The sequence below is a fragment of the Geodermatophilus sp. SYSU D00758 genome (assembly GCF_054049955.1).
Genome location: NZ_JBJGYK010000012.1, coordinates 74,853 through 94,917, shown reverse-complemented (window position 1 = coordinate 94,917; position 20,065 = coordinate 74,853). Strand labels below are relative to the sequence as shown.

Genomic DNA, 20,065 nt, shown 5'->3' with positions numbered 1-20,065 from the left:
GGCGTGACGCAGCCCGTGACCCGGCTCGACCGGTTGTTCGACCTGGCCGCGCGCGCGGCGGTCCCCGGCGGGTTCGGCTACCTCGGCCCGGCCGGCGTCCCGCTGCCCGACCGGCCGCTGCAGACGTGGATCACCGCGCGGATGACCCACGTCCTCGGAATGGCCGCGCTGCTCGGCCGGCCGGGGGCGGGCGGACCGCTCCGCCACGGGGTGGCGGCGCTGGCCGGTGGGCCGCTGCGCGATGAGGTGCACGGCGGCTGGCGGGCGGCCGCGGACGACGACGGGAAGGGCGCCTACCCGCACGCCTTCGTCGTCCTCGCCGGTGCGACCGCCACCACGGCCGGGGCCGCGGGCGGCCGGGAGCTGCTCGACGCCGCGCTCGGGGTCTGGCAGGACCGGTTCTGGGACGACGACGCCGGGCTGCCGGTGGAGGAGTGGGACGCCGCCTTCACCCGGCTCTCGGGCTACCGCGGGGCCAACGCCACCATGCACGGCGTCGAGGCCTCCCTCGCTGCGGCGGACGCCCTCGGCGACGACCCGCGGGCGGGGCGGCTGCGCGACCAGGCGCTGCGCAGCACCGAGCGGGTGGTGCACGGCTTCGCCCGCGACCGGGACTGGCGGCTGCCCGAGCACTTCACCGCCTCCTGGGAACCGCTGCCGGCGTACAACCGGGCCGAGCCGGCGCACCCGTTCCGGCCCTACGGCGTCACGGTGGGCCACCAGTTCGAGTGGGCGCGGCTGTGCCTGCACCTGCGCGCCGCCCTCGGGGACGGCGCGCCCGGGTGGCTGCTCGACGACGCGGTCGCGCTGTTCGACGCCGCCGCGACCCGGGGCTGGGCGGCCGACGGGCACGAGGGGTTCCCCTACACCCTCGACTGGGACGACCGCCCGGTGGTGGGGCAGCGCATGCACTGGGTCGTGTGCGAGGCCGTCGCGGCCGCGGCGGTGCTCGCCGACGTCACCGGCCGGGCGGACGCGCGCGAGCTCGCGGCGCGCTGGTGGGCCCACGGCGAGGCGCGCTTCGCCGACCCCACGACCGGGTCGTGGCGCCACGAGCTGACGCCGTCCGGGGAGGTGGCCACCGGCACGTGGGCGGGGCAGCCCGACGTGTACCACCTGGTGCAGGCGCTGCTGCTGCAGGAGGGCAGGCCGGTCCGCGGGAGCGTGGCGGCGGCGCTGGCAGGTGTTCCGCGCGGGGTCGCCGGGTAGGCGGACGGGGACAGCGATCCCGAGACAGGAGGAGCATCCCGTGGCCACCGTGCAGGAAGCCGTCGACGTCGACGTCCCCATCCGCGTCGCCTACGACCAGTGGACGCAGTTCGAGACCTTCCCGCAGTTCATGGGCGGGGTCGAGCGGATCACCCAGCTCGACGACACGCACACCCACTGGGTCACGAAGATCGACGGGGTCACCCGCGAGTTCGACGCCGAGATCACCGAGCAGCACCCCGAGGAGCGGGTCGCCTGGACCAGCACCAGCGGCGACGCCAAGCACGCCGGCGTGGTCACCTTCCACCGCCTGGCCGACGACAAGACCCGCGTGATGATCCAGATCGACTGGGAGCCCCACGGCGTGGTGGAGAAGGCCGGCGCCGCGCTCGGCTTCGACGACCGCCAGGTCAAGGCCGACGCGAAGCGGTTCAAGGAGTTCATCGAGAGCCGGGGCACCGAGACCGGCGCCTGGCGGGGTGACGTCTCCCGTCCCGATCAAGCCTGAGGAAGGGCCGCAGACGACGGCGCCCGTCCCCCGGAGGGGACGGGCGCCGCGGCCACCCTTCAGTCGGCGTCGAGGTCCTGGGCGACCATGCCCGCGATCTGGTCGAGCACCGCGGGGTCCTCGCTGCTCACCACGACCTCGGTGCCCTGCTTGGCGCCGAGCGTCATGATCATCAGGGGTGACCCGGCGTCGACCGGGTTGCCCCCCGGCGTGGCCAGGGTGACCGGGACGCCGGCCTTCCCGACGGCCTCGGCGATGAGCGCGGCCGGCCGGGCGTGCAGCCCGACGCGGGAACCGACGGTGACGGTCTGACTGGGCATGGGGTCCTCTCCTCGCTGCTGGGGACGTGCTGCGCTGCTGGGCGGTGCTGCGGACAGCCTGCCGGGTCAGGCCCGGGTCGGCTGGGCGACGGGGGCCGGCTGACCGGCGGCGTGCGCGTGCGCCATGTCGACGGCGTCCTCGGGGACGACGTCGGCCTTCGGGCGGCCGATGCTCTTCGCGACGGTGACGGCCAGGGCCCCCACGACGGTGCCGACCACCAGGGCCAGCACGAAGACCAGCACGTTGTTCATCGCGAAGAACACGAAGATGCCGCCGTGCGGGGCGCGCAGCTCGACGCCGCTGGCCGCCACGATCGCGCCGGTGGTGGCGCCGCCGAGCATCATCGACGGGATGACCCGCAGCGGGTCGGCCGCGGCGAAGGGGATGGCGCCCTCGGAGATGAACGACGCGCCGAGCAGCCAGGCCGCCTTGCCGTTGTCCCGCTCCGCCGGCGTGTAGAGCCGCGGCCGGACGGCGGTGGAGAGCGCCATCGCCAGCGGCGGGACCATGCCGGCCGCCATGACGGTCGCCATGATCACCAGCGAGCCGCTGGTCTGCGAGGCCAGGCCGGCGGTGGCGAACAGGTAGGCCGCCTTGTTCACCGGCCCGCCGAGGTCGAAGCACATCATCAGGCCGAGGATGATCCCGAGCAGGACCGCGGAGGTCCCCGAGAGACCGTTGAGCCAGTCGCCCAGGGCGTCGAGGGCGGCGGCCAGCGGGCGGCCGAGCAGGACCACCATGATCCCGCTGGAGATCAGCGTGGCCAGCAGCGGGATGATCACCACCGGCTGCAGCCCGCGGACGCCGGCGGGCAGCTTCCAGCGGCTGATCCACAGCGCCACCAGGCCGGCGAGGATGCCGCCGACCAGGCCGCCCAGGAAGCCGGCGCCCACGGTGAGGGAGACGGCGCCGATCACGAACCCGGGCGCGATGCCGGGGCGGTCGGCGATCGCGTAGGCGATGTAGCCGGCCAGCGCCGGGACGAGGAACCCGAACGCGGCCTGGCCGAGCACGGTGCAGATCGCGCCGAGGTAGCCCCAGAACCCGTCGTTGAGGCCCTCGAGGGGGGCGGCGACCGGGAGGTCGACGAACGAGTTGGTCAGCACCCAGCTCAGCGCGTAGCTCTGGCCGTCGGCGTCCGGGTTGTCGGAGACGATCTGGTAACCGCCGAAGAGGAAGCCCAGCGCGATGAGCAGGCCGCCGGCGGCCACGAACGGGATCATGTAGCTGACGCCGGTGAGCAGCCAGCGGCGGATCTCCGACGCCGTGCTCGGGCGGCCCGCGGCCGCGGCGGCCGGGGCCTCGCCGGCCGCGCCGGCGCCCGGCACGCGGCGGGCCTGCGGGTCGTCGGCGGCGGCCAGCGCCTCCCGGATCATCACGTCCGGCTCGTTGATGGCCCGCTTCGTGCCGGACTGGACGACGGGCTTGCCGGCGAACCGCTCCCGGTCCTTGACGCCCACGTCCACGGCGAAGATCACCGCGTCGGCCGACCGGATGACCGCCGGGTCCACCGGCGTGGAACCCGAGGAGCCCTGCGTCTCCACGTGCAGGTCCACGCCGGCCTGGTCGGCCGCGGCCCGCAGCTTGTCGGCGGCCATGTAGGTGTGCGCGATGCCGGTCGGGCAGGCGCTGACGGCCACGATGCTCCGCCGGGCGGTGGAGGTGGCCGCGCCGCCCGCGCCGGCCGGCGCGGCCGCGGCCGCGGCCGCGGCAGGAGCGGCCGGGGCAGGAGCGGTCGCGGTGCCCGCGGTGGCTCCCGCGGTCGTCGCTCCGGCGGTGGTCGCCCCCGAGGTGGTCGCCCCGGAGGCCGTCTCGCCGGTCGCGGGCGCCGGCTCCGGGGAGACGACCTCCTGCACCAGGCGGACGACCTCCTCGGCCGAGCCGGCCGCGCGCAGCGACTCCACGAACTCCGGCCGCACCAGCGCCCGGGCCAGGGCGGTGAGCAGGGTGAGGTGGTCGGCGTCGCCGTGCGCCGGGGCGGCGATGAGGAAGGCCAGGTCGGCCGGCCCGTCGGGCGCGCCGAAGTCCACCTTCGGCGAGAGCCGGGCGAAGGCCAGCGAGGCCTCGGTCACCGCGGCCGAGCGGCAGTGCGGGATGGCGATCCCGCCGGGGAGGCCGGTCGCGGCCTGGGCCTCGCGGGCGAGGGCGTCCTCGGCGAGCGCGTCGGCGGTCGTGGCCCGCCCGGCGCCGGCGACGAGCGCGGCGAGGGAGCGGACCACCTGAGTCTTGTCGGCGCCCAGGTCGGTGTCGAGCGCGACCAGGTCAGGGGTGATCAACGGGGGCATGGGAGCGTCCTGTCCGGGTGGGTCAGACGTCCCGGCCGACGGCCGGGACGGGGGTGCCGCTGGGGGCGGCGTGCGGGACCGGGTCGGCGGTGACCCGGACGGCGGCGACGTCCACCTGCGACGGCGCCGGGACGGCGGAACCGGGGAGGGAGGCGCTGGCGGCGCCGTAGGCCACCGCGGTGGCCAGCCGGTGCGCGGGCGGGGCGCCGGCCAGGTCGGCGAGCACGTAGCCGGCCAGGCTGCAGTCGCCGGCACCGACGGTGCTGCGGACGGTGACCGGCGGCGGGCTCGCGGTCCAGACCCCGCCCCCGGCCCGGGACAGCAGCGCGCCGTCGGCGCCGAGCGTCAGCAGCACCTCGCCCACCCCCCGGGCGTGCAGGGTGGCGACGGCGGCCAGCGCGGCCGACCGGTCGGCGAGCAGGTCCTCCTCCGGGACGCCGGACAGCTGGGCCAGCTCCTCGGAGTTGGGCTTGAGCAGGTCGGGGGCGCTCGCCGGCCCGGCGGCCAGCAGCGCCAGCAGCGGGGCCTCGGAGGTGTCCACCGCGATCCGCGCGCCGGTGTCGCGCAGCGAGCGGACGAGCTCGGCGTACCAGTCGGTCGGGGTGCCCGGCGGGAGGGAGCCGGAGAGCACCACCCACGAGGCGTCGGCCGCGTGCCGGTGCAGGGCGTCGGCGAGCAGCAGCCGGGTCGCGTCGTCCAGCGGTGCGCCGGGCTCGTTGAGCTTGGTGGTGGTGCCGTCGGGCTCGGCCAGGGTGTAGTTGGTGCGGACCGGCGTGGGCACCGGCACGGTGGCCAGCGGGAGGCCGAGCCGGTGCAGCGCGGCGACGATCGGGTCGTCGTCCGGCGCGGGCAGCACGGTGAGCACGTCCCCTCCGGCGGCGGCCACCGCGCGGGCGACGTTGACGCCCTTGCCGCCGGGCTCGGTGGAGCTCGGCGCCAGCCGGGCGACGCTCCCGCGCTCCAGCGGGCCCGGCAGCGCCAGCGTGCGGTCCAGGCTCGGGTTGGCCGTCAGGGTGACCACCCGGGGGCCCGGCGACCGCGCGGGGTGGGTGCTCACGCGATCACCACCTCGACGCCGGCCTCTTCGAGGGTGGCGACCGCCTCGGGGTCGGCCCCGTCGTCGGTGACCAGGACGTCGACGTCCTCGGGGCCGGCGAAGCGCACCAGGTGCTCCCGGCCGAGCTTGCTGCTGTCGGCGAGCACGACCACCCGGGCGCCGGCCCGCACCATGGCCCGCTTGGTGGCGGCCTCGGCCTCGTCGGGGGTCGAGAAGCCGTGCGCGGCGGTGATCCCGTTGGTGCCGAGGAAGGCGACGTCCACGCGGAGGGCGGACAGCGCGGCGTTGGTGGCCTCGCCGACGGAGGTCTGGGTGATGCCGCGGACCCGGCCGCCCAGCACGTGCAGGGTGACGCCCGGGGCGCCGGCGAGCCGCGCGGAGATGGGCACCGAGTTCGTGACGACGTACAGCCGCCGGTCGGTGGGGAGGACGTCGGCCAGGGCCGCGGTGCTGCTCCCGCCGTCCAGCACGAGGCTGCCGTCGGTGCCCGGCAGCAGGTCGAGCGCCGCCGCGGCGATCTTCGCCTTCTGCTCCGTGCGGGTGCCGCGCCGCTCGCCGTACCCGGTCTCCACCAGGGAGAGGGCGCCGGCGGGCACCGCGCCGCCGTGCACCCGGCGCAGCATCCCCGCGCGCTCCAGCACGGCGAGGTCCCGGCGCACCGTCTCGGTGGTGACCCCGAACTGCTCGGCCAGGACCGTGACGGCGACCCGACCGCGGTCGGTCACCAGCCCGGCGATCGCCTGCTGACGTTCCTCGGCGTACACCGCCCGCCCCCTTCCGATGCCCGATCATGTTGGAATCGGGTTGTGATGGTGTTGTTCTACGTCCGAAACGTTGACAAGTCAACACCCACGCGTGAGGCTGGTCACGAGCATCCTCGGTCGCGGCCCTCGCGACCACCGTCCCGTCCCGACGGCACCCCAGGCGAGGTACCCATGTCCACCACCGCTCCCGCCACCGGCCCCGCGCCCACCCCGGCGGGCACCGTCGTGCTCCCCGGCACCCCGGTCGTCCCGGGCGTCGTCCTCGGGCCGGTGGTCCGCCCGTCCGGGGCCGTGGTCCTCCCGGCCGACGAGGGGGCGACCGTCCCCGAGGGCGGCCGGGCCGCGGAGAAGGAGCGGTTCACCGCCGCGGCCTCGGCCGTGGCCGACCGGCTCTCCGAGCGCGCCGCGGGTGCGACGGGCGTGAGCGCGGAGGTGCTGGCGGCGACGGCGGGGCTGGCCCGCGACCGCGGCCTGCTGTCGGCCGTCGAGCAGCGGATCGACGCCGGCGCCCCGGCCGCCGTGGCCACGGTCGCGGCCGCCCAGCAGTTCGTCGACCTCTTCACCTCCCTCGGCGGCGTGATGGCCGAGCGGGTCACCGACGTCCGCGACGTCCGGGACCGGATCGTCGCCCAGCTGACCGGGCAGGGGGAGCCGGGCGTCCCGCGGCCGGGGACGCCGTCGGTGCTGCTGGCCGACGACCTGGCGCCGGCCGACACCGCCGGCCTCGACCCCGAGCGCGTCGTCGGCCTGGCCACCCGGCTCGGCGGCACCACCAGCCACACGGCGATCATCGCCCGCCAGCTCGGGCTGCCCTGCGTGGTCGCCGTCGGCGGGCTGGACGACGTACCCGAGGGCGTCACCGTCCTGCTCGACGGGGAGCGCGGCACGGTGACCGTGGCCCCCGACCCCGGCGACGCGCAGGCCCGGGTCGAGGCCGCCCGCGCGGCCGCCGCCGCGCTGGCGTCCTACCGCGGTCCGGGCCGGACCCGCGACGGGCTCGAGGTCAAGGTGATGGCCAACGTGCAGGACGGCGCGGGGGCGCGGGCGGCCGCGGCCAGGTTCGCCGAGGGGGTCGGGCTGCTGCGCACCGAGCTGGCGTTCCTCAGCCGGGCCGAGGAGCCCTCCGTCGAGGAGCAGGCCGCGGGCTACGCCGAGGTGTTCGAGGCGTTCCCGGGGCAGCGGGTCGTCGTCCGGACCCTCGACGCCGGCTCGGACAAGCCGCTGGCCTTCGCGACGATGCCGGACGAGGAGAACCCGGCCCTCGGCGTGCGCGGCCTGCGGGTCGCCCGCCGGGACCCGGGGCTGCTGGAGCGGCAGTTGGACGCGATCGCCGAGGGTGCCCGGCGGGCGGGCGCGCAGCCGTGGGTGATGGCGCCGATGGTCGCCACCGTGGCCGAGGCCCGGGACTTCGCCGACCGGGTGCGCGCCCGCGGGATGACCCCCGGCGTGATGGTCGAGGTGCCCTCGGCGGCGCTGCAGGCCGAGCGGCTGCTGCGGCACGTCGACTTCCTGTCGATCGGCACCAACGACCTCTCGCAGTACACCCTGGCCGCCGACCGGCTCTCCGCCGACCTCGCCGACCTCACCGACCCCTGGCAGCCGGCCCTGCTGGCCCTGGTGCAGGTCACCGCGGAGGCCGGCCGGCGGGCCGGCAAGCCCGTCGGGGTGTGCGGCGAGGCCGCCGCGGACCCGCTCCTGGCGTGCGTGCTGGTGGGCCTGGGGGTCACCTCGCTGTCCTGCGCGGCCTCGTCCGTGGCCGGCGTGGGCGCCCGGCTGGCCACCGTGACCCTGGACGACTGCCGCCGCGCCGCGGACGCGGCCCTGGCGGCCGACGACCCGGCCGGGGCACGGGCGGCGGTCCGGCGGAGCCTGGCGATCGACTGAACCATCGCCCAGGGGGGTGAACATCCGTCGACATGTAGCGCGCCTCACCTGCGTTCCTTCGGAATATCGCGCGGTCTCCCTGCTTTGCTCAGGGTGTAGTTCCCGACGGCACGACAGAGAAGGACCCCGAGATGAGCAGCGTCACCACCCGCTGGCGGCAGCGTCGGCAGGCGGCGCGCACGCGCCGGGCGCTGGACCGCGCCCTGGCGCGCAGCAGCAGCCCCGCCATGCGCGACGAGCTGTTGACGATGGCCAACCGCGGCGGTTTCGACCTCCGCTGAGAAAGGACCTCCCTGCCCCCCGCCACTCGCAGGCTCGCGGCGGGACCCTGCAGGGAGGCCGCCCGTCCTCCGGGACGGCGCTCCTGCCCGCGCGACCCCGGCCTCCTGCCCCGGAGGCCGGGGTCGTCCGCCGTCCGGGGCCGACGTCGCTCCCGGCCGGCCCTCCTCCCTTGGGGGGTCTCCGCTCAACGTCGCGGACCCCCCTGCCGAATCACCGGTCGTGAAGACATCGGACCGGCTCGTTCCACTTCTCGGCGGCGTCCGGTGAGCGACCCGCGGCCGGCCGAGCCGCGCGAGACCTCGGGCGCGACCACGGGCCTGGTGCTCGGGTACGTCCGCCAGCAGGCCGGGGACGCCGCCGTCGCCGAGGTGCTCCGGCGGGCCGGGACCCCGTACACGGCCGAGGAGCTGTCGCACCCGTCGTCGTGGACGAGCTACGACACCCGCATCCGGTTGTTCGCCGCCGCGACGGAGGTGCTCGGCGACCCGGACACGATGTTCAGGGTCGGCCGCGAGGCGCTGAGCTTCGGGATGAACCCCGCGCTCGTCCTGGTGGTGCGGGCGATGGGATCGCCCCGGCAGGTCTTCCGGAGGCTGCCGCCGGCGGTGGCCAAGTTCTCGACGACGTCCACCATGGAGATCCTGGACGCCGGTGCGACCTCGGCGACCGTCCGGTTCACCCTCCACCCGGGCTACGCCCACTCCCGGCTGGACTGCCTGTACGTGCAGGGCCTCATCGGCATGGTGCCGAGCATCTTCGGGCTGCCCCCTGCCGAGGTGGTGCACGAGGAGTGCGAGTCGGACGGGCACCCGGCGTGCCTCTACCACCTGACCTGGGAGCGCCGTCTCCGCCTGGGCACGCGCCGCCGTGACCGGCGCGCCGCCGAGCCGGAGCTGCTCGCGCTCCGGGAGCAGCTGCGCACCCTGCAGACGGCGGCCACCGAACTCGTCGCCAGCGACGACCTGGGCACCGTGCTGCAGCGGATCGTGGTCCGCGCCGCGGAGGCCGTGCTGGCCCCGGCCCACCTGCTCGCGGTGGCCGATCCGGCCGGCGGCCGCCCCCTCGTCCACAGCGCCGGGCTGCCGGAGGACGCGGTCCCCGCCCTGGCGGCGCAGCTGCTGGCCGGGGAGGACCTCGGGCCGGACGTCGTCGCGGTCGACGTGGCCTCCACCCGTCGCCGGCACGGGCGGCTGGCCGCCCTCTACGCCCCCGGCGTCGGGCTCCTCGGTGACGAGGCCGCGATGCTCGCCGCGTACGCCGGGCACGCCGCCGCCGCGCTGGACCTGCTGATGGCGCGGGACTCCGCCCGCCTCGAGGCCGATCGGGCGGGCCGGTTGCTGGCGCTGGCGCACGAGCTGGCCGGGGCCACCGACGCCGCGGCCGTGTGCCGGGTGGTCGCCGACGCCCTGCCCCGCGTCGTCGGCTGCGACAGCGCCTCGATGATGCTGTGGGACCCGGCCACCGCGGCCCTGCACACCGCCGCGACCGCCGGGCTCTCCCCCCGGGCCCGCGAGCACCTGCTGGCCACCTCGCTGCACGCCGAGGACGTCCCCGAGCTGGTCGGCATGATCACCGACCGGGAGCCCCGCTTCCTCGGCGCCGCCTCGAGCCCCGTGGTGCGCGAGCTCCTCGACGTCCTGGGGCTGAGCGACGGGGTCGCCGTCCCCATCGCCGCCGGGCGCACCTTCCTCGGCGTGGCCACGGCCTCCTGGCCCGCCGGCCGCGCCCCGGCATCGCTGGCCGGGGACATCCTCGCCCGGCTGCGCGGTGTCGGCGACCAGGCCGCCACCGCCCTGCAGCGGGCCCGGCTGCTCGAGACCGTCCGCCACCAGGCCACCCACGACGTCCTCACCGGGCTGCCGAACCGCGGGCTGTTCCTCGACCTGCTCGGCGGCGCGCTGGCCGCGACCGGCCCGGGCGGGCACGTCGGCGTCCTGTTCTGCGACCTCGACCGGTTCAAGGCGGTCAACGACACCCACGGCCACGCCGCCGGTGACGAGCTGCTCCGCCAGGTCGCGGCGCGGCTGCGCGCGGCGGTGCGGCCCGGCGACAGCGTCGGGCGGCTCAGCGGCGACGAGTTCGCCGTCCTGCTGCCCGAGCTCTCCCGCCCCGAGGACGCCGACCGGGTGGTGGCCCGGGTGCTCGGCTGCTTCGAGGACACCTTCCGCCTCGACGGGGTCGAGGTGGCGGTCGGCACCAGCGTCGGCGTGGCCGTGCACAGCGGCGAGTGGGGCAGCGCCGACGCGCTGCTGCGCCGGGCCGACGAGGCGATGTACCGGCACAAGCACGTCGGCCGCCAGGGGCCGGAGGCGTTCGACGGCTGACGGGGGTGCTGGGGTGCTCCGTCAGTCGCGCAGGCGGGCCCGCAGCGCGATCTGCTCGTCCGGCCCGAAGCCGTGCTCGGTCAGCCAGCCCAGCGGCCCGCCGTGCCGCTCGTCGAGCAGGGTGAGCAGCCGGTCCATCGTCTCCGCGCGCGGCGTGTGCACCGAGACGTCCCGGCGCTCCATGTCCTCGGCGTAGGTGGGGGAGGCGGCCAGCTTGGCCACGAGGTCGTGGATCACCTCGGCGGTCAGCGCGTAGTCGGCGACGATCTCCTCGTGCGGAACGCCCGCGCAGGCCAGCGTGAACATGGCGACCACGCCGGTGCGGTCCTTCCCCGCGGCGCAGTGCACCACGGCCGCGCCGGCGGTCTGCGCGGCGATGACCCGCAGCGCGCCCAGCACGTTCTCCGGCCGGTGGGACAGGTAGCCGAGGTAGGAGCGCACCGCGGGCGGCTCGCCCTGGTCGGTCTCGGCGACCTGGCGGGGCAGCACCGACTCGGCCCAGTCCGCGGGCAGCTCCGGCAGTTCGGCCTCCTCGACGGCGAAGACGTCGGTGTGGTGCCCGCGCTCGGGCAGCAGGCTGAAGTGCCGGTGGTTGACCGCGGGGTGCGCACGTAGCGGGCCGCGCCCCTCCAGCAGCACCTCCGCCGTCGTCCGCAGGTCGACGACCTCCCGCAGGCCGATCTCGTCGACGAGCCGCCGGACGTCGGTGTCGCTGAGCGTCTGCAGGTTGTCGCTGCGCAGCACCCGGCCGGGGAGGGTCCTCCGGCCGTCGGTGGTGGGCAGGCCGCCGAGGTCACGGGTGTTGGTGGTCCCGTCGAGGAGCAGCCAGCGGGCGGTGTGCACGTCGTCGAGAGGGCGGGAGGTCACCCTCCGACGGTACGACCTGACGGTGGCGCGGGCGTGTCGCCCCGGTGGCCGTCGACCCCCCGGGTTGGCCGCCGAGCGAGCAGGCTGCCGGGCAGGTTCCGCTGCCGGGCACGCCGGGTGCCCGGCGCACGGGTGGGTGCGCCGGGTCGGCCGATCTGTCGGCCCCTGGCTTCGGCCGGGGCCTGGTGGGTTCAGGCGGCGGCCAGGGGCGAGGCGGGGATGCGGATCTCGGTGCCGTCGGGGCGCCGGGTGCGCCAGCGGCCGTCGGGTCGGCGTTCCACCCGGAAGCCGTGGTGGACCTTCGTGTGGTTGCGCTCGCACAGCAGCGCCGAGTTGGCCAGGCTGGTCTCCCCGCCCAGGGCCCACTCGAGCAGGTGGTGGACGTCGCACCAGTGGGTCGGGGCGCCGCAGCCGGCGAACACGCAGCCGCGGTCGCGGCGCTCGACCGCTGTGCGCAGGTGGGGTGGGACGACGCGGTGGGTGCGTCCCACATCGAGGGGTGTGCCGTCGGGGCCCAGGACGATGCGGGTGACCGCGCCGTCGCAGGCCGGCCCGCGGGCCCGGGCGGCGGAGACGGTGGCGCCGAAGCCCAGCTCCGCGGCACCGGGCCCGGTGCTGGGGTCGATGAGGCCGGCGGCGTCGAGGACCACGGCGACGTGCGGCTTGACCGTGCGCAGCACCGGCAGGGTGCCGGCGGCGAGCTGGTTGTCGCAGAGCTGGACCAGGGCGTCGGCCTGCTGCTGGACCCGCGACCGGTCGTCGCCGGCGCACCGCCCGGCCTGCCGCACCGCCTCCAGCGCGGCCTGCAGCTTCTCCCCGCCGGCGGCGTCGAGCTCGCCGCGCAGGGGCAGCGACCCGTCGGCGTGGCGGACCAGCGCCAGCCGGCGGCCCGCGGTGGGGTCGGGTTCGGTGCCGTCGGGGTCCAGGCCGGCCAGGTAGTGCCGCACGACCTGCACCAGGTCGGCGTGCGGGAGCCGGGCGGCGACGCCGGTGAGCAGCCGGTCGATCGCACCGAGGTCCACGCCCTGGGCCCGTGCGGCGGCGAGGTTCTCCTCCCGGGTGATCGGGGCGATCACCGCCACGGCCTCGGCCGACACCGCCCCGGCGGCGTGCGCGGCCGCGAGGGCGGGGAGGTGTTCCCAGCGCGCGCCCGGCGCGCACGAGCCCGGCGGCGGCGGGGGTCGACAGGCGCCCGTGCCCGCGCAGCCAGGCGGCCATGGTCTTCAGCCCGTCGAACTCCGGTGCCCCGGCCGGCTCGCCGGCGCGCACGGTGCGGGCGACCTCGGCGGCCAGCCGGTGCTGGGCGACCAGCAGCCCACCCAGCCGTTCCAGCAGTTCCGGCCCGAGCGCCGAGGTCAACTCCGCACCGGCCAGCTCGTCCAGCGCACTCGACAGCCGCTCCACGCCGGGTCACCTCCCGCTCCCACCGCCTCGAACGTGTGCACGAAGGGCATCGCCGGCGCGGCCGCCGCGCACGGCGGATCCCCAGGTCGGGGCCTGTCCACAGATCGCGGCTCGTCTCGCTCGGAGTGGAGGTGAGCGTCCCTGCGGAGGGTCAACCGGGGACCGACCCGGCCCCGCACTAGCCACTCCTCGTCGCCCGACCAGGGCCGTGCGCCGTCAGATGGTGCCTGCCAGGCTCCGCGTGGTGGCTGTCCGCAGGCCTCCGCACGGTGGAGGTGTGACGACCTGACGCCGGTGTCCTGAACGGTCTGCCTCGCGCGCCGCAGGGCTGCGGTGATCGGCGCAACGGTCCCACCGTGCCCACGCAGGTCGTCCGCCTCGGCGCGTGGTGCGACATCGAGACCGAGGACGACACCACCCTCGGGATGTCGTTCCGCGTCGAGGAGTTCGCTGTCCTGGCCGATGGCCGCCGCGTCCGACTACACGCCGACCGAGGGTTCAGCACCTGGCTGCATGCCGCAGGAGGACGGGCGCCGGTGGATCGCTGGCAGCACCTGACTCGCGAGCATCTCGAGCGCAGCGTGCGCACGACCGTCCTGCCGGACGATGCAGATGGCAGCGGCGAGGAGCACCCCTGGGAGTGGCTCTCCCAGCTCCTGCGCGCTCGCGGCGTCGAAGCCTCCGTCGAGGAGCTCCGGACCCTGCCTTACGACGTCGAGTTCAGTGACGCCCTGGGGGCCCGGATGCCCGCCGGAGCGTGAAGGGCACCCTGCCAGCAGCCGGCCAGCCGCACAAAGGAACAGCCGGAACCTCCTCTTCCCGGCCGTGGGGGCCGATTCGTTCGCCGCTCGTCGATCTGCCACCCCTTGGAGCGGCACGAGGATCGCGGGCGGGCCTCGACTGAACGGTGCCGACCCACGGGCCCTGCGGGGATGCGGGGATCTGTCGAGCCCGCCGCGTGGGCCCGGTATCCCTCCTCGCCGGGCCAGGGTTCTGTGGCGCGCGCCCCCACACCTGCGCGTCGTGATGTGGGGTCGGCCGCCATGTGCGGAACGAGATCGTCTCCCTACGGTGTGGTCCAGCCCACGTCCCGGGACCGTGCCGGGGCACCCACCCGGCCCGCACCCCGAGGAGCACGCGATGACGCGACCCCGTCCCCGGTCCCGCACCACCGCCGTCTGCCTGGGGGTGACCGGTGTGCTGGCGATGGCCACCTCCTGCGGCAGCCCGACGGCGGGGAGCTCCGGCGGCGGCGGCGGTGGTGGTGGTGGGGACGAGGGCGCGCCGGTCCAGGTCGGGCTGGTGACCTCCACCTCGGGTCCGCTGGCCGCCTACGGCGCCCAGTACCTGCAGGGGTTCGAGGCCTGCCTGGACATGGTCACCGACGGCACCGGCGAGGTCGCCGGCCGACCGATCGAGGTCGTCCAGCGGGACGACGCCGGCGACCCCGCCAAGGCCGTCGCCGAGGCCACCGACCTGATCGGCCAGGGCGTGCAGATCCTGGCCGGGTCGGCCTCCTCCGGGGTGGCCACGCAGGTGGCCCCGCTCGCCGAGCAGAACGACGTGCTGTTCATCTCCGGCCCGGCCGCCACGGACGCCATCACCGGCGTCAACGACAACACCTTCCGGTCCGGCCGGCAGACCTACCAGGACGTGCGCACGGCCGAGTCCTTCATCGGGGACGCCGCCGGCAAGAGCGTGCTCGTCTTCGCCCAGGACAGCGCCTTCGGCCAGGCCAACGTCGCCGCGGTCACCGCCGTCCTCGGTGACCAGGGCGGGGCGACCGTCACGCCCCTGCTCGTCCCCGCCAGCGCCACCGACCTCACCCCGTTCGCCGCGCAGGCCCGCGACGCCGGCGCCGACCTGACCTTCGTCGCCTGGGCCGGGGAGACCGCGCCCGCGATGTGGCAGGCCATGGGCCAGCAGGGGGTCTTCGACTCGACCAACGTCGTCACCGGGCTGGACCTGCGCGCGTCCTACCCGACCTACGGCGACGAGGTCGCCGGGCAGCTGAACTTCCTCTCCCACTTCTTCGCCGAGGCGGTGGACAACGAGGTGGCCCGGGGGATGGCCGAGCGGGTCGAGGCCGCCGGCGGCGAGGTCGACCTCTTCACGCCCGACGGGTGCACGGCCGCCCAGATGATCGCGCACGCCGTCGAGGAGAGCGGCGGGGACGACGTCACGGCCATGATCGACGCCCTCGAGGGCTGGACCTTCGACGGCGTCAAGGGCGAGCTGACCATCCGCGAGGAGGACCACGCCCTGCTGCAGCCGATGTTCCAGGCGCGCCTCGAGCAGCAGGGCGGCGAGCTCGTCCCCGTCCTCGTCGACACCCTGGACCCGGAGGCGACCGCCCCGCCGGTCGCCTCCTCCTGACCGGGACCGGGGAGCAGGACGTGTCCGGACCGGTGGGGAGCCGGGCGGCGACCCCGACCGCGCCGCCGCCCGGAGCGCCGGTGCTGCAGGTGGCGGGCCTGACCTGCGCGATCGGCGGGGCGGTGATCGTCTCCGACGTCAGCTTCGACGTGGCGCCGGGGGAGTTCGTGGCCGTCATCGGCCCCAACGGGGCCGGCAAGACGTCGCTGTTCAACCTGCTCTCCGGGCTGCTCCCGGCCACCGCGGGCAGCGTGACGCTGGACGGCGCCGACATCACGTCGGCGAGCCCGGCGGCGCGGGCCCGGCGGGGCCTGGGCCGCACCTTCCAGGCCTCGTCGGTCTTCGCGGGGCTGACCGTGCAGGAGAACGTCCGGCTGGCCGCGCAGGCCCGGCTGGGCGGGAGCCTGCGGCCCTGGCAGCTGGTGCGGCGCACCGACCGCGCGTACGAGGTGGCCGGCCGGGCCCTGGACCGGGTGCGGCTGGGGCACCGCGCCGCCGCCCTGGCCGGCTCCCTCTCGCACGGCGACAAGCGCAAGCTGGAGCTGGCCATCCTGCTGGCCACCGACCCGGCCGTCGTGCTGCTCGACGAGCCGATGGCCGGGGTGAGCATCGAGGACGTCGGCGGGCTCACCGAGGTCATCGCGGGCGTGCACCGCGAGGAGGGCCGGACCGTCCTCATGGTCGAGCACCACATGGACGTGCTGCTGGGCCTGGCCGACCGGGTGGCGGTCATGCACCACGGCGCGCTGCTGGCCCTGGACACCCCCGGGCGGGTCACCGCCGACCCCGCCGTCCAGGAGGCCTACCTCGGGGACGCGCTGTGAGCGGGGCGACCGCGGCGGGGCGCGGCGACGTCCTGCTCCGCATGTCGGACGTGCACGTCCGGCTCTCGGGCAGCCACATCCTGCAGGGGGTCGACCTGGCCGTGCGCCAGGGTGGGGTGACCGCCCTGCTCGGCCGCAACGGCGCCGGCAAGACGACCACCGTCAAGGCCGCGCTCGGGCTGGTCCCCTCGACCGGGCTGGTCGAGCTCACCGGCGCCGACGGCCGGGTGCACCGGCTGTCGGGGCGGCGCACGCACGAGGTGGTCCGGCTCGGCGTCGGGTACGCCCCCGAGGACCGCGAGGTCTTCGGCGGGCTGACGGTGGCGGAGAACCTGGCGCTCGCCGAGCGGCGCGGCAGCGCCCACCACCACGACCGGGTGTTCGAGCTCTTCCCGGAGCTGCGCACCCGCGGCCGGCAGCTGGCCGGCACCCTCTCCGGCGGCCAGCAGCAGATGGTCGCGATCGCCCGGCTGCTGCTCAACGACAACCGGCTGCTGCTCGTGGACGAGCCGACCAAGGGGCTGGCGCCGCTGCTGGTCGCCGAGGTCGCCGAGGTGCTGGCCCGCGCGGCCGAGGAGGTGACGATCCTGCTCGTCGAGCAGAACCTGACGGTGGTGCGCCGGCTGGCCACCGACGCCGTCGTCGTCGACCAGGGCCGGGTGGCCTGGAGCGGGTCGGCGCCCGAGCTGCTGGCCGACGCCGACCGCACCCGCGAGCTGCTGGGCGTCGCGCCGAGCGGGGGTACCCACGCATGAGCACCTTCGTCCTGCTCGCGGTGACCGGGCTGGGGCTGGCCGCCCTGTACTTCCTCGTCGCCTCCGGGCTGTCGCTGATCTTCGGGCTGATGGGCGTGCTGAACTTCGCCCACGGCGCGTTCCTCACCATCGGGGCCTACGGCACCTGGTGGGCGGCGGAGAACCTGCCCGGGGCGGGGGACGGCGGCTGGTCCTTCGTCTACGCGGTGGTCTTCGGGGTCGCCGTCGGGACGGTCGTGGCCGCCCTGGTCGAGCTGCTGCTCATCCGGCCGCTGTACGAGCGGCACATCGAGCAGGTCCTGGTGACCGTGGGGCTGAGTCTGGCGCTGGTGGCCCTGGTGCGGGCCATCTGGGGCTCGGACCCCCGCCCGTTCCCGCGGCCGGCGTGGACCCAGCGGACGACGTCCCTGCTCGGCGCCCAGGTGCCCAACGACCGGTTCCTGCTGGTCGCGACGGCGGTGCTCGTGCTGGTCGCCGTCCTGGTGTTCCTCCGGACCACCCGGGTCGGCCTGGTGATCCGCGCGGGCGTGGAGAACCGCTCGATGGTCACCGCCCTGGGCATCGACGTCCGGAAGGCCTTCACCCTCGTCTTCGCCGTCGGCGGCGCCTTCGCCGCGCTGGCCGGGGCGCTCGGCGGGGTGTACCTGGGCTCCATCTCGCCCGGGCAGGGCACCTCCCTGCTGATCTTCGCCTTCATCGTCGTCGTGATCGGCGGGATGAGCTCGATCACCGGGACGGCGGCCGCGGCGGTGCTGGTGGGCCTGGTGCAGCAGTTCGCGAACTACTACGCGGCCAGCGGGGTCGGCGACCTGTCGGTCGTCCTGCTGCTGGCCGTGGTCCTGCTGGCGCGCCCGGGCGGGCTGACGGCGAGGGTGGCATGAGAGGGGACGGCGGAGTGCGCGGTCTGCGGCCGGGGCGGTTCGCCCCGCTGGTCGTCCTGGTGGTGCTGGCGCTGCTGCCGTACTCGACGCTGCAGGTGCCGGGCCTGTTCGACGGCGTGCTCAACAGCCCGGGCACCCTCCAGCTGCTGGCGCTGTGCCTGGTCTTCGGCGGGGTGGCGCTCTCCTACGACCTGCTCTTCGGCTTCACCGGGCTGCTGTCCTTCGGCCACGCGCTGTACTTCGCCGCGGGGACGTACGTGGCCAACCTGGCGCTCACCGAGCTCGGGTGGGGGCTGGGGCCTGCGCTGCTGCTCACCACCGTGGTGGGCATCGCGCTGCCGCTGCTGGTGGGCGGCGTGGCCCTGCGGGTCTCCGGCATCGCCTTCTCGATGGTCACCCTGGCCACCGCGCAGGTCGGCTCCATCCTCGTGCTGCAGGACCCGGGCGGGCTCACCGGCGGCGAGGAGGGGCTGGCCGTCGCCCGCGACCCCATCCCGGACGCCTTCGTCGGGGTCTTCAACACGGTGAACAAGTACTGGCTGGCCCTGGCCTACCTGGCGCTGGTGTACCTCGTCGTCACCTGGGTGACCAACTCCCGCGCCGGGCACGTGTGGCAGGCGATCCGGGAGAACGAGCGCCGGGTGGAGGTGCTCGGCCTGCGCCCCTACGGCTTCAAGCTGCTGGTCTTCGTGCTCGCCGGCCTGCTCGCCGCCTTCGGCGGGGTGGTGCACCTGCTGCTGCTCGGCGGGTCGACCCCGCGGGTGACCACCGCCGACTTCACCCTCGGCCTCCTGGTCATGGTGGTGCTCGGCGGCGCGGGCAGCCGGTGGGGGGCGGTCCTCGGCGGCGTCCTCTACACCTACCTGGACAGCCGGCTGACCGACCTGGCCGCCTCCCCGGCGGTGCAGGACCTCCCGGCCTGGCTCCGGGTGCCGCTGTCGGAGCCGCTGTTCCTGCTCGGCACGCTGTTCGTCCTGGTGGTGTTCTTCGTGCCCGGGGGCATCGCCGGCCTGGTGGCCCGGTTGCGCGAGCGCCGCCGCGGCCGCGCGCGGCCGGCGGGCGACGGGACGCCGCCGCCCGGGCGGGTGGTCGAGCAGCTGCGGGAGTCCGCCGGGCGCGGGGCCGGGGTGGGCGCCGGCTCCGGCCGGCCGCACGACGGGGCCTGACGCCGGGGCCTGACGCCGGGGGTCAGGCCTCCTCGAGCAGCCGCCGGCAGACCTCGAGGAGCCGCGCGCGCAGGGCCGCGCCGCGGGCGGCGAACCCGCGCTGCGCCGCCGCGTACTCCGCCCGCCCCTCCGCGGTCTCGATCCGCACCGGCGCGCGGCCGTGCGCCCGCAGGTCGTAGGGCGAGGCCCGCATGTCGAGCTCCCGCACGTCGCGGGCCAGCTCGAAGCAGTCGAGCAGCAGCTCACCGGGGACGGCGGGCCCGAGCTTGGTGGCCCACTTGTAGAGGTCCATGGTGGCGTGCAGGCAGCCGGGCTGCTCGAGGTCCACCTGGGTGGCGCGGGTCGGCTGCAGCCGGTTGAGACCGACGGCCTCCGGGGTGAAGAAGCGGAAGGCGTCGAAGTGCGAGCAGCGCACCGTGGCGCCCTCCACGACCGCGTCCGTGCCGGCCTGCCCGAGCCGCAGCGGCAGGGGGTGCCGGTGCGCGCCGGCGCGGTAGACCATCGCCCACTCGTGCAGCCCGAAGCAGCCGAAGGAGGCGGGGCGGCCGGCGGTGGCGGCCAGCAGCCGGTCGACGAAGGCGACGGTGTCCCCGCGGGCCTCCCGATAGGCCCCGGTGTCCAGGGCCACCGCGCCGTCGGCGGCGGTGGCGTAGCACCGCCACCCGGCGTGCACGGCCGGGCCCTCCAGCGCCGTCCCCGCCCCCGGGTGCCAGCGGCGCAGCACCGACGGGCGGGTCGGGTAGTACTCGTAGAGGAAGTCCTCGACCGGGTGCCGCTCCCCGGTGGCCCGCCGCGCCCGGTGCCCGGCGGTCAGGGCGTCGGCCCGCTCCGCGTGCGCCTGCGCCCGGGCGGTCCACGCCGCGGCGGTCAGCAGGGTCGCGACGGCGGGCACCGGGCCAGGGTAGGCGGCGCCCGCCGGGGCCCGGCGCGTCACGCCATGCCGCCGCCCTGCTGCCCGCCCCCGCCCAGGCCGTGCAGGACCACCGCGGCCTTCGCCGCCCGCTGCCCCGCCGGGACGTCGTTCGGGTCCGGACCGTAGACGGCCTCGGTGTCGGCCTGGGAGTGGCGCACCCAGGAGACGAACCGCCCAGCGGCACGGAACGGTGCCGCGACCACCCGGACCGGGGCCGCGGCCGCCCGGCGGACCCGGCCGGGACC

The 20,065-nt window shown here is 76.2% G+C and carries 19 protein-coding genes; 11 read left to right on the top strand and 8 right to left on the bottom strand.

From position 1 onward, the window contains the following. Positions 1-3 precede the first annotated feature (3 nt). Both ACI8AC_RS10990 and ACI8AC_RS10985 read left to right on the top strand, forming a co-directional pair. Positions 4-1,209 carry an AGE family epimerase/isomerase gene (locus ACI8AC_RS10990; RefSeq protein WP_456897802.1) on the top strand — a complete coding sequence of 402 codons (1,206 nt, stop codon included), beginning with the start codon at positions 4-6 and terminating at the stop codon, positions 1,207-1,209. 40 nt (positions 1,210-1,249) lie between these two features. Next, on the top strand, positions 1,250-1,717 hold the full coding sequence (locus ACI8AC_RS10985; RefSeq protein ID WP_456897801.1) for an SRPBCC family protein: 468 nt from the start codon (positions 1,250-1,252) through the stop codon (positions 1,715-1,717). Positions 1,718-1,776: 59 nt separating this feature from the next. Here ACI8AC_RS10985 and ACI8AC_RS10980 read toward each other — a convergent pair whose 3' ends face one another. The 4 genes from ACI8AC_RS10980 to ACI8AC_RS10965 all read right to left on the bottom strand — a co-directional run bounded on the left by ACI8AC_RS10980 (position 1,777) and on the right by ACI8AC_RS10965 (position 6,144). Beyond that, on the bottom strand, positions 1,777-2,037 hold the full coding sequence (locus ACI8AC_RS10980; RefSeq protein ID WP_456897800.1) for an HPr family phosphocarrier protein: 261 nt from the start codon (positions 2,035-2,037) through the stop codon (positions 1,777-1,779). Between the two features lie 66 nt (positions 2,038-2,103). Then, positions 2,104-4,323 carry a PTS fructose transporter subunit IIABC gene (locus ACI8AC_RS10975; RefSeq protein ID WP_456897799.1) on the bottom strand — a complete coding sequence of 740 codons (2,220 nt, stop codon included), beginning with the start codon at positions 4,321-4,323 and terminating at the stop codon, positions 2,104-2,106. Positions 4,324-4,345: 22 nt separating this feature from the next. Then, complete coding sequence (locus ACI8AC_RS10970; RefSeq protein ID WP_456897798.1) at positions 4,346-5,380, bottom strand: 1-phosphofructokinase family hexose kinase; 1,035 nt, start codon at positions 5,378-5,380, stop codon at positions 4,346-4,348. Continuing rightward, positions 5,377-6,144 (bottom strand): DeoR/GlpR family DNA-binding transcription regulator, encoded by a 768-nt coding sequence (locus tag ACI8AC_RS10965; RefSeq protein ID WP_456897797.1) that lies wholly within the window; start codon positions 6,142-6,144, stop codon positions 5,377-5,379. Before ACI8AC_RS10965 ends, ACI8AC_RS10970 begins: the two co-directional genes overlap by 4 nt. Positions 6,145-6,315: 171 nt before the next feature. Here ACI8AC_RS10965 and ACI8AC_RS10960 point away from each other — a divergent pair, with 171 nt between their 5' ends. From ACI8AC_RS10960 to ACI8AC_RS10950, 3 genes are all read left to right on the top strand, one after another. After that, a complete protein-coding gene (locus tag ACI8AC_RS10960) occupies positions 6,316-8,028 on the top strand; it encodes a phosphoenolpyruvate--protein phosphotransferase (RefSeq protein WP_456897796.1) in 1,713 nt (570 codons plus the stop codon). A 131-nt stretch (positions 8,029-8,159) separates the two neighbouring features. Continuing rightward, a complete protein-coding gene (locus ACI8AC_RS10955) occupies positions 8,160-8,309 on the top strand; it encodes a hypothetical protein (protein ID WP_456897795.1) in 150 nt (49 codons plus the stop codon). 264 nt (positions 8,310-8,573) lie between these two features. Then, a complete protein-coding gene (locus ACI8AC_RS10950; protein WP_456897794.1) occupies positions 8,574-10,634 on the top strand; it encodes a diguanylate cyclase domain-containing protein in 2,061 nt (686 codons plus the stop codon). Between the two features lie 21 nt (positions 10,635-10,655). Here ACI8AC_RS10950 and ACI8AC_RS10945 read toward each other — a convergent pair whose 3' ends face one another. Then, positions 10,656-11,501: a tyrosine-protein phosphatase gene (locus ACI8AC_RS10945; protein ID WP_456897793.1), complete on the bottom strand. Its 846-nt coding sequence runs from the start codon at positions 11,499-11,501 to the stop codon at positions 10,656-10,658. Between the two features lie 191 nt (positions 11,502-11,692). Beyond that, complete coding sequence (locus ACI8AC_RS10940; protein ID WP_456897792.1) at positions 11,693-12,577, bottom strand: DUF222 domain-containing protein; 885 nt, start codon at positions 12,575-12,577, stop codon at positions 11,693-11,695. Between the two features lie 684 nt (positions 12,578-13,261). On the opposite strand from ACI8AC_RS10940, the gene ACI8AC_RS10935 reads away from it, so the two are divergent. The 6 genes from ACI8AC_RS10935 to ACI8AC_RS10910 all read left to right on the top strand — a co-directional run bounded on the left by ACI8AC_RS10935 (position 13,262) and on the right by ACI8AC_RS10910 (position 18,907). Beyond that, positions 13,262-13,666, top strand: a complete 405-nt coding sequence (locus ACI8AC_RS10935) for a hypothetical protein (protein ID WP_456897791.1) — start codon at positions 13,262-13,264, stop codon at positions 13,664-13,666. Positions 13,667-14,045: 379 nt separating this feature from the next. Further along, the gene (locus ACI8AC_RS10930) at positions 14,046-15,281 is read left to right on the top strand and encodes a substrate-binding domain-containing protein (RefSeq protein ID WP_456897790.1); all 1,236 of its coding nucleotides are present in this window, start codon (positions 14,046-14,048) and stop codon (positions 15,279-15,281) included. Between the two features lie 20 nt (positions 15,282-15,301). Continuing rightward, positions 15,302-16,105 (top strand): ABC transporter ATP-binding protein, encoded by an 804-nt coding sequence (locus tag ACI8AC_RS10925; RefSeq protein ID WP_456897789.1) that lies wholly within the window; start codon positions 15,302-15,304, stop codon positions 16,103-16,105. Beyond that, entirely contained in the window at positions 16,102-16,860 is a 759-nt protein-coding gene (locus ACI8AC_RS10920) for an ABC transporter ATP-binding protein (protein WP_456897788.1), read from the top strand. The genes ACI8AC_RS10925 and ACI8AC_RS10920 overlap by 4 nt, the downstream gene beginning before the upstream one ends. Continuing rightward, a complete protein-coding gene (locus ACI8AC_RS10915; protein WP_456897787.1) occupies positions 16,857-17,741 on the top strand; it encodes a branched-chain amino acid ABC transporter permease in 885 nt (294 codons plus the stop codon). The genes ACI8AC_RS10920 and ACI8AC_RS10915 overlap by 4 nt, the downstream gene beginning before the upstream one ends. Before the next feature lie 14 nt (positions 17,742-17,755). Next, complete coding sequence (locus ACI8AC_RS10910; RefSeq protein WP_456897786.1) at positions 17,756-18,907, top strand: branched-chain amino acid ABC transporter permease; 1,152 nt, start codon at positions 17,756-17,758, stop codon at positions 18,905-18,907. Between the two features lie 22 nt (positions 18,908-18,929). On the opposite strand, the gene ACI8AC_RS10905 is transcribed toward ACI8AC_RS10910, so the two are convergent. Both ACI8AC_RS10905 and ACI8AC_RS10900 read right to left on the bottom strand, forming a co-directional pair. Further along, positions 18,930-19,799, bottom strand: coding sequence for a 3-methyladenine DNA glycosylase (locus ACI8AC_RS10905; protein WP_456897785.1), 870 nt, complete (start codon positions 19,797-19,799; stop codon positions 18,930-18,932). A gap of 38 nt (positions 19,800-19,837) precedes the next feature. Then, complete coding sequence (locus ACI8AC_RS10900) at positions 19,838-19,978, bottom strand: hypothetical protein (protein WP_456897784.1); 141 nt, start codon at positions 19,976-19,978, stop codon at positions 19,838-19,840. Positions 19,979-20,065 lie beyond the last annotated feature (87 nt).

Coding starts and splice junctions, on each gene's coding strand:
- ACI8AC_RS10980 (WP_456897800.1), bottom strand. CDS start 2,037: ATGCCCAGTCAGACCGTCACCGTCGGTTCCCGCGTCGGGCTGCACGCC.
- ACI8AC_RS10975 (WP_456897799.1), bottom strand. CDS start 4,323: ATGCCCCCGTTGATCACCCCTGACCTGGTCGCGCTCGACACCGACCTG.
- ACI8AC_RS10960 (WP_456897796.1), top strand. CDS start 6,316: ATGTCCACCACCGCTCCCGCCACCGGCCCCGCGCCCACCCCGGCGGGC.
- ACI8AC_RS10955 (WP_456897795.1), top strand. CDS start 8,160: ATGAGCAGCGTCACCACCCGCTGGCGGCAGCGTCGGCAGGCGGCGCGC.
- ACI8AC_RS10930 (WP_456897790.1), top strand. CDS start 14,046: ATGACGCGACCCCGTCCCCGGTCCCGCACCACCGCCGTCTGCCTGGGG.
- ACI8AC_RS10915 (WP_456897787.1), top strand. CDS start 16,857: ATGAGCACCTTCGTCCTGCTCGCGGTGACCGGGCTGGGGCTGGCCGCC.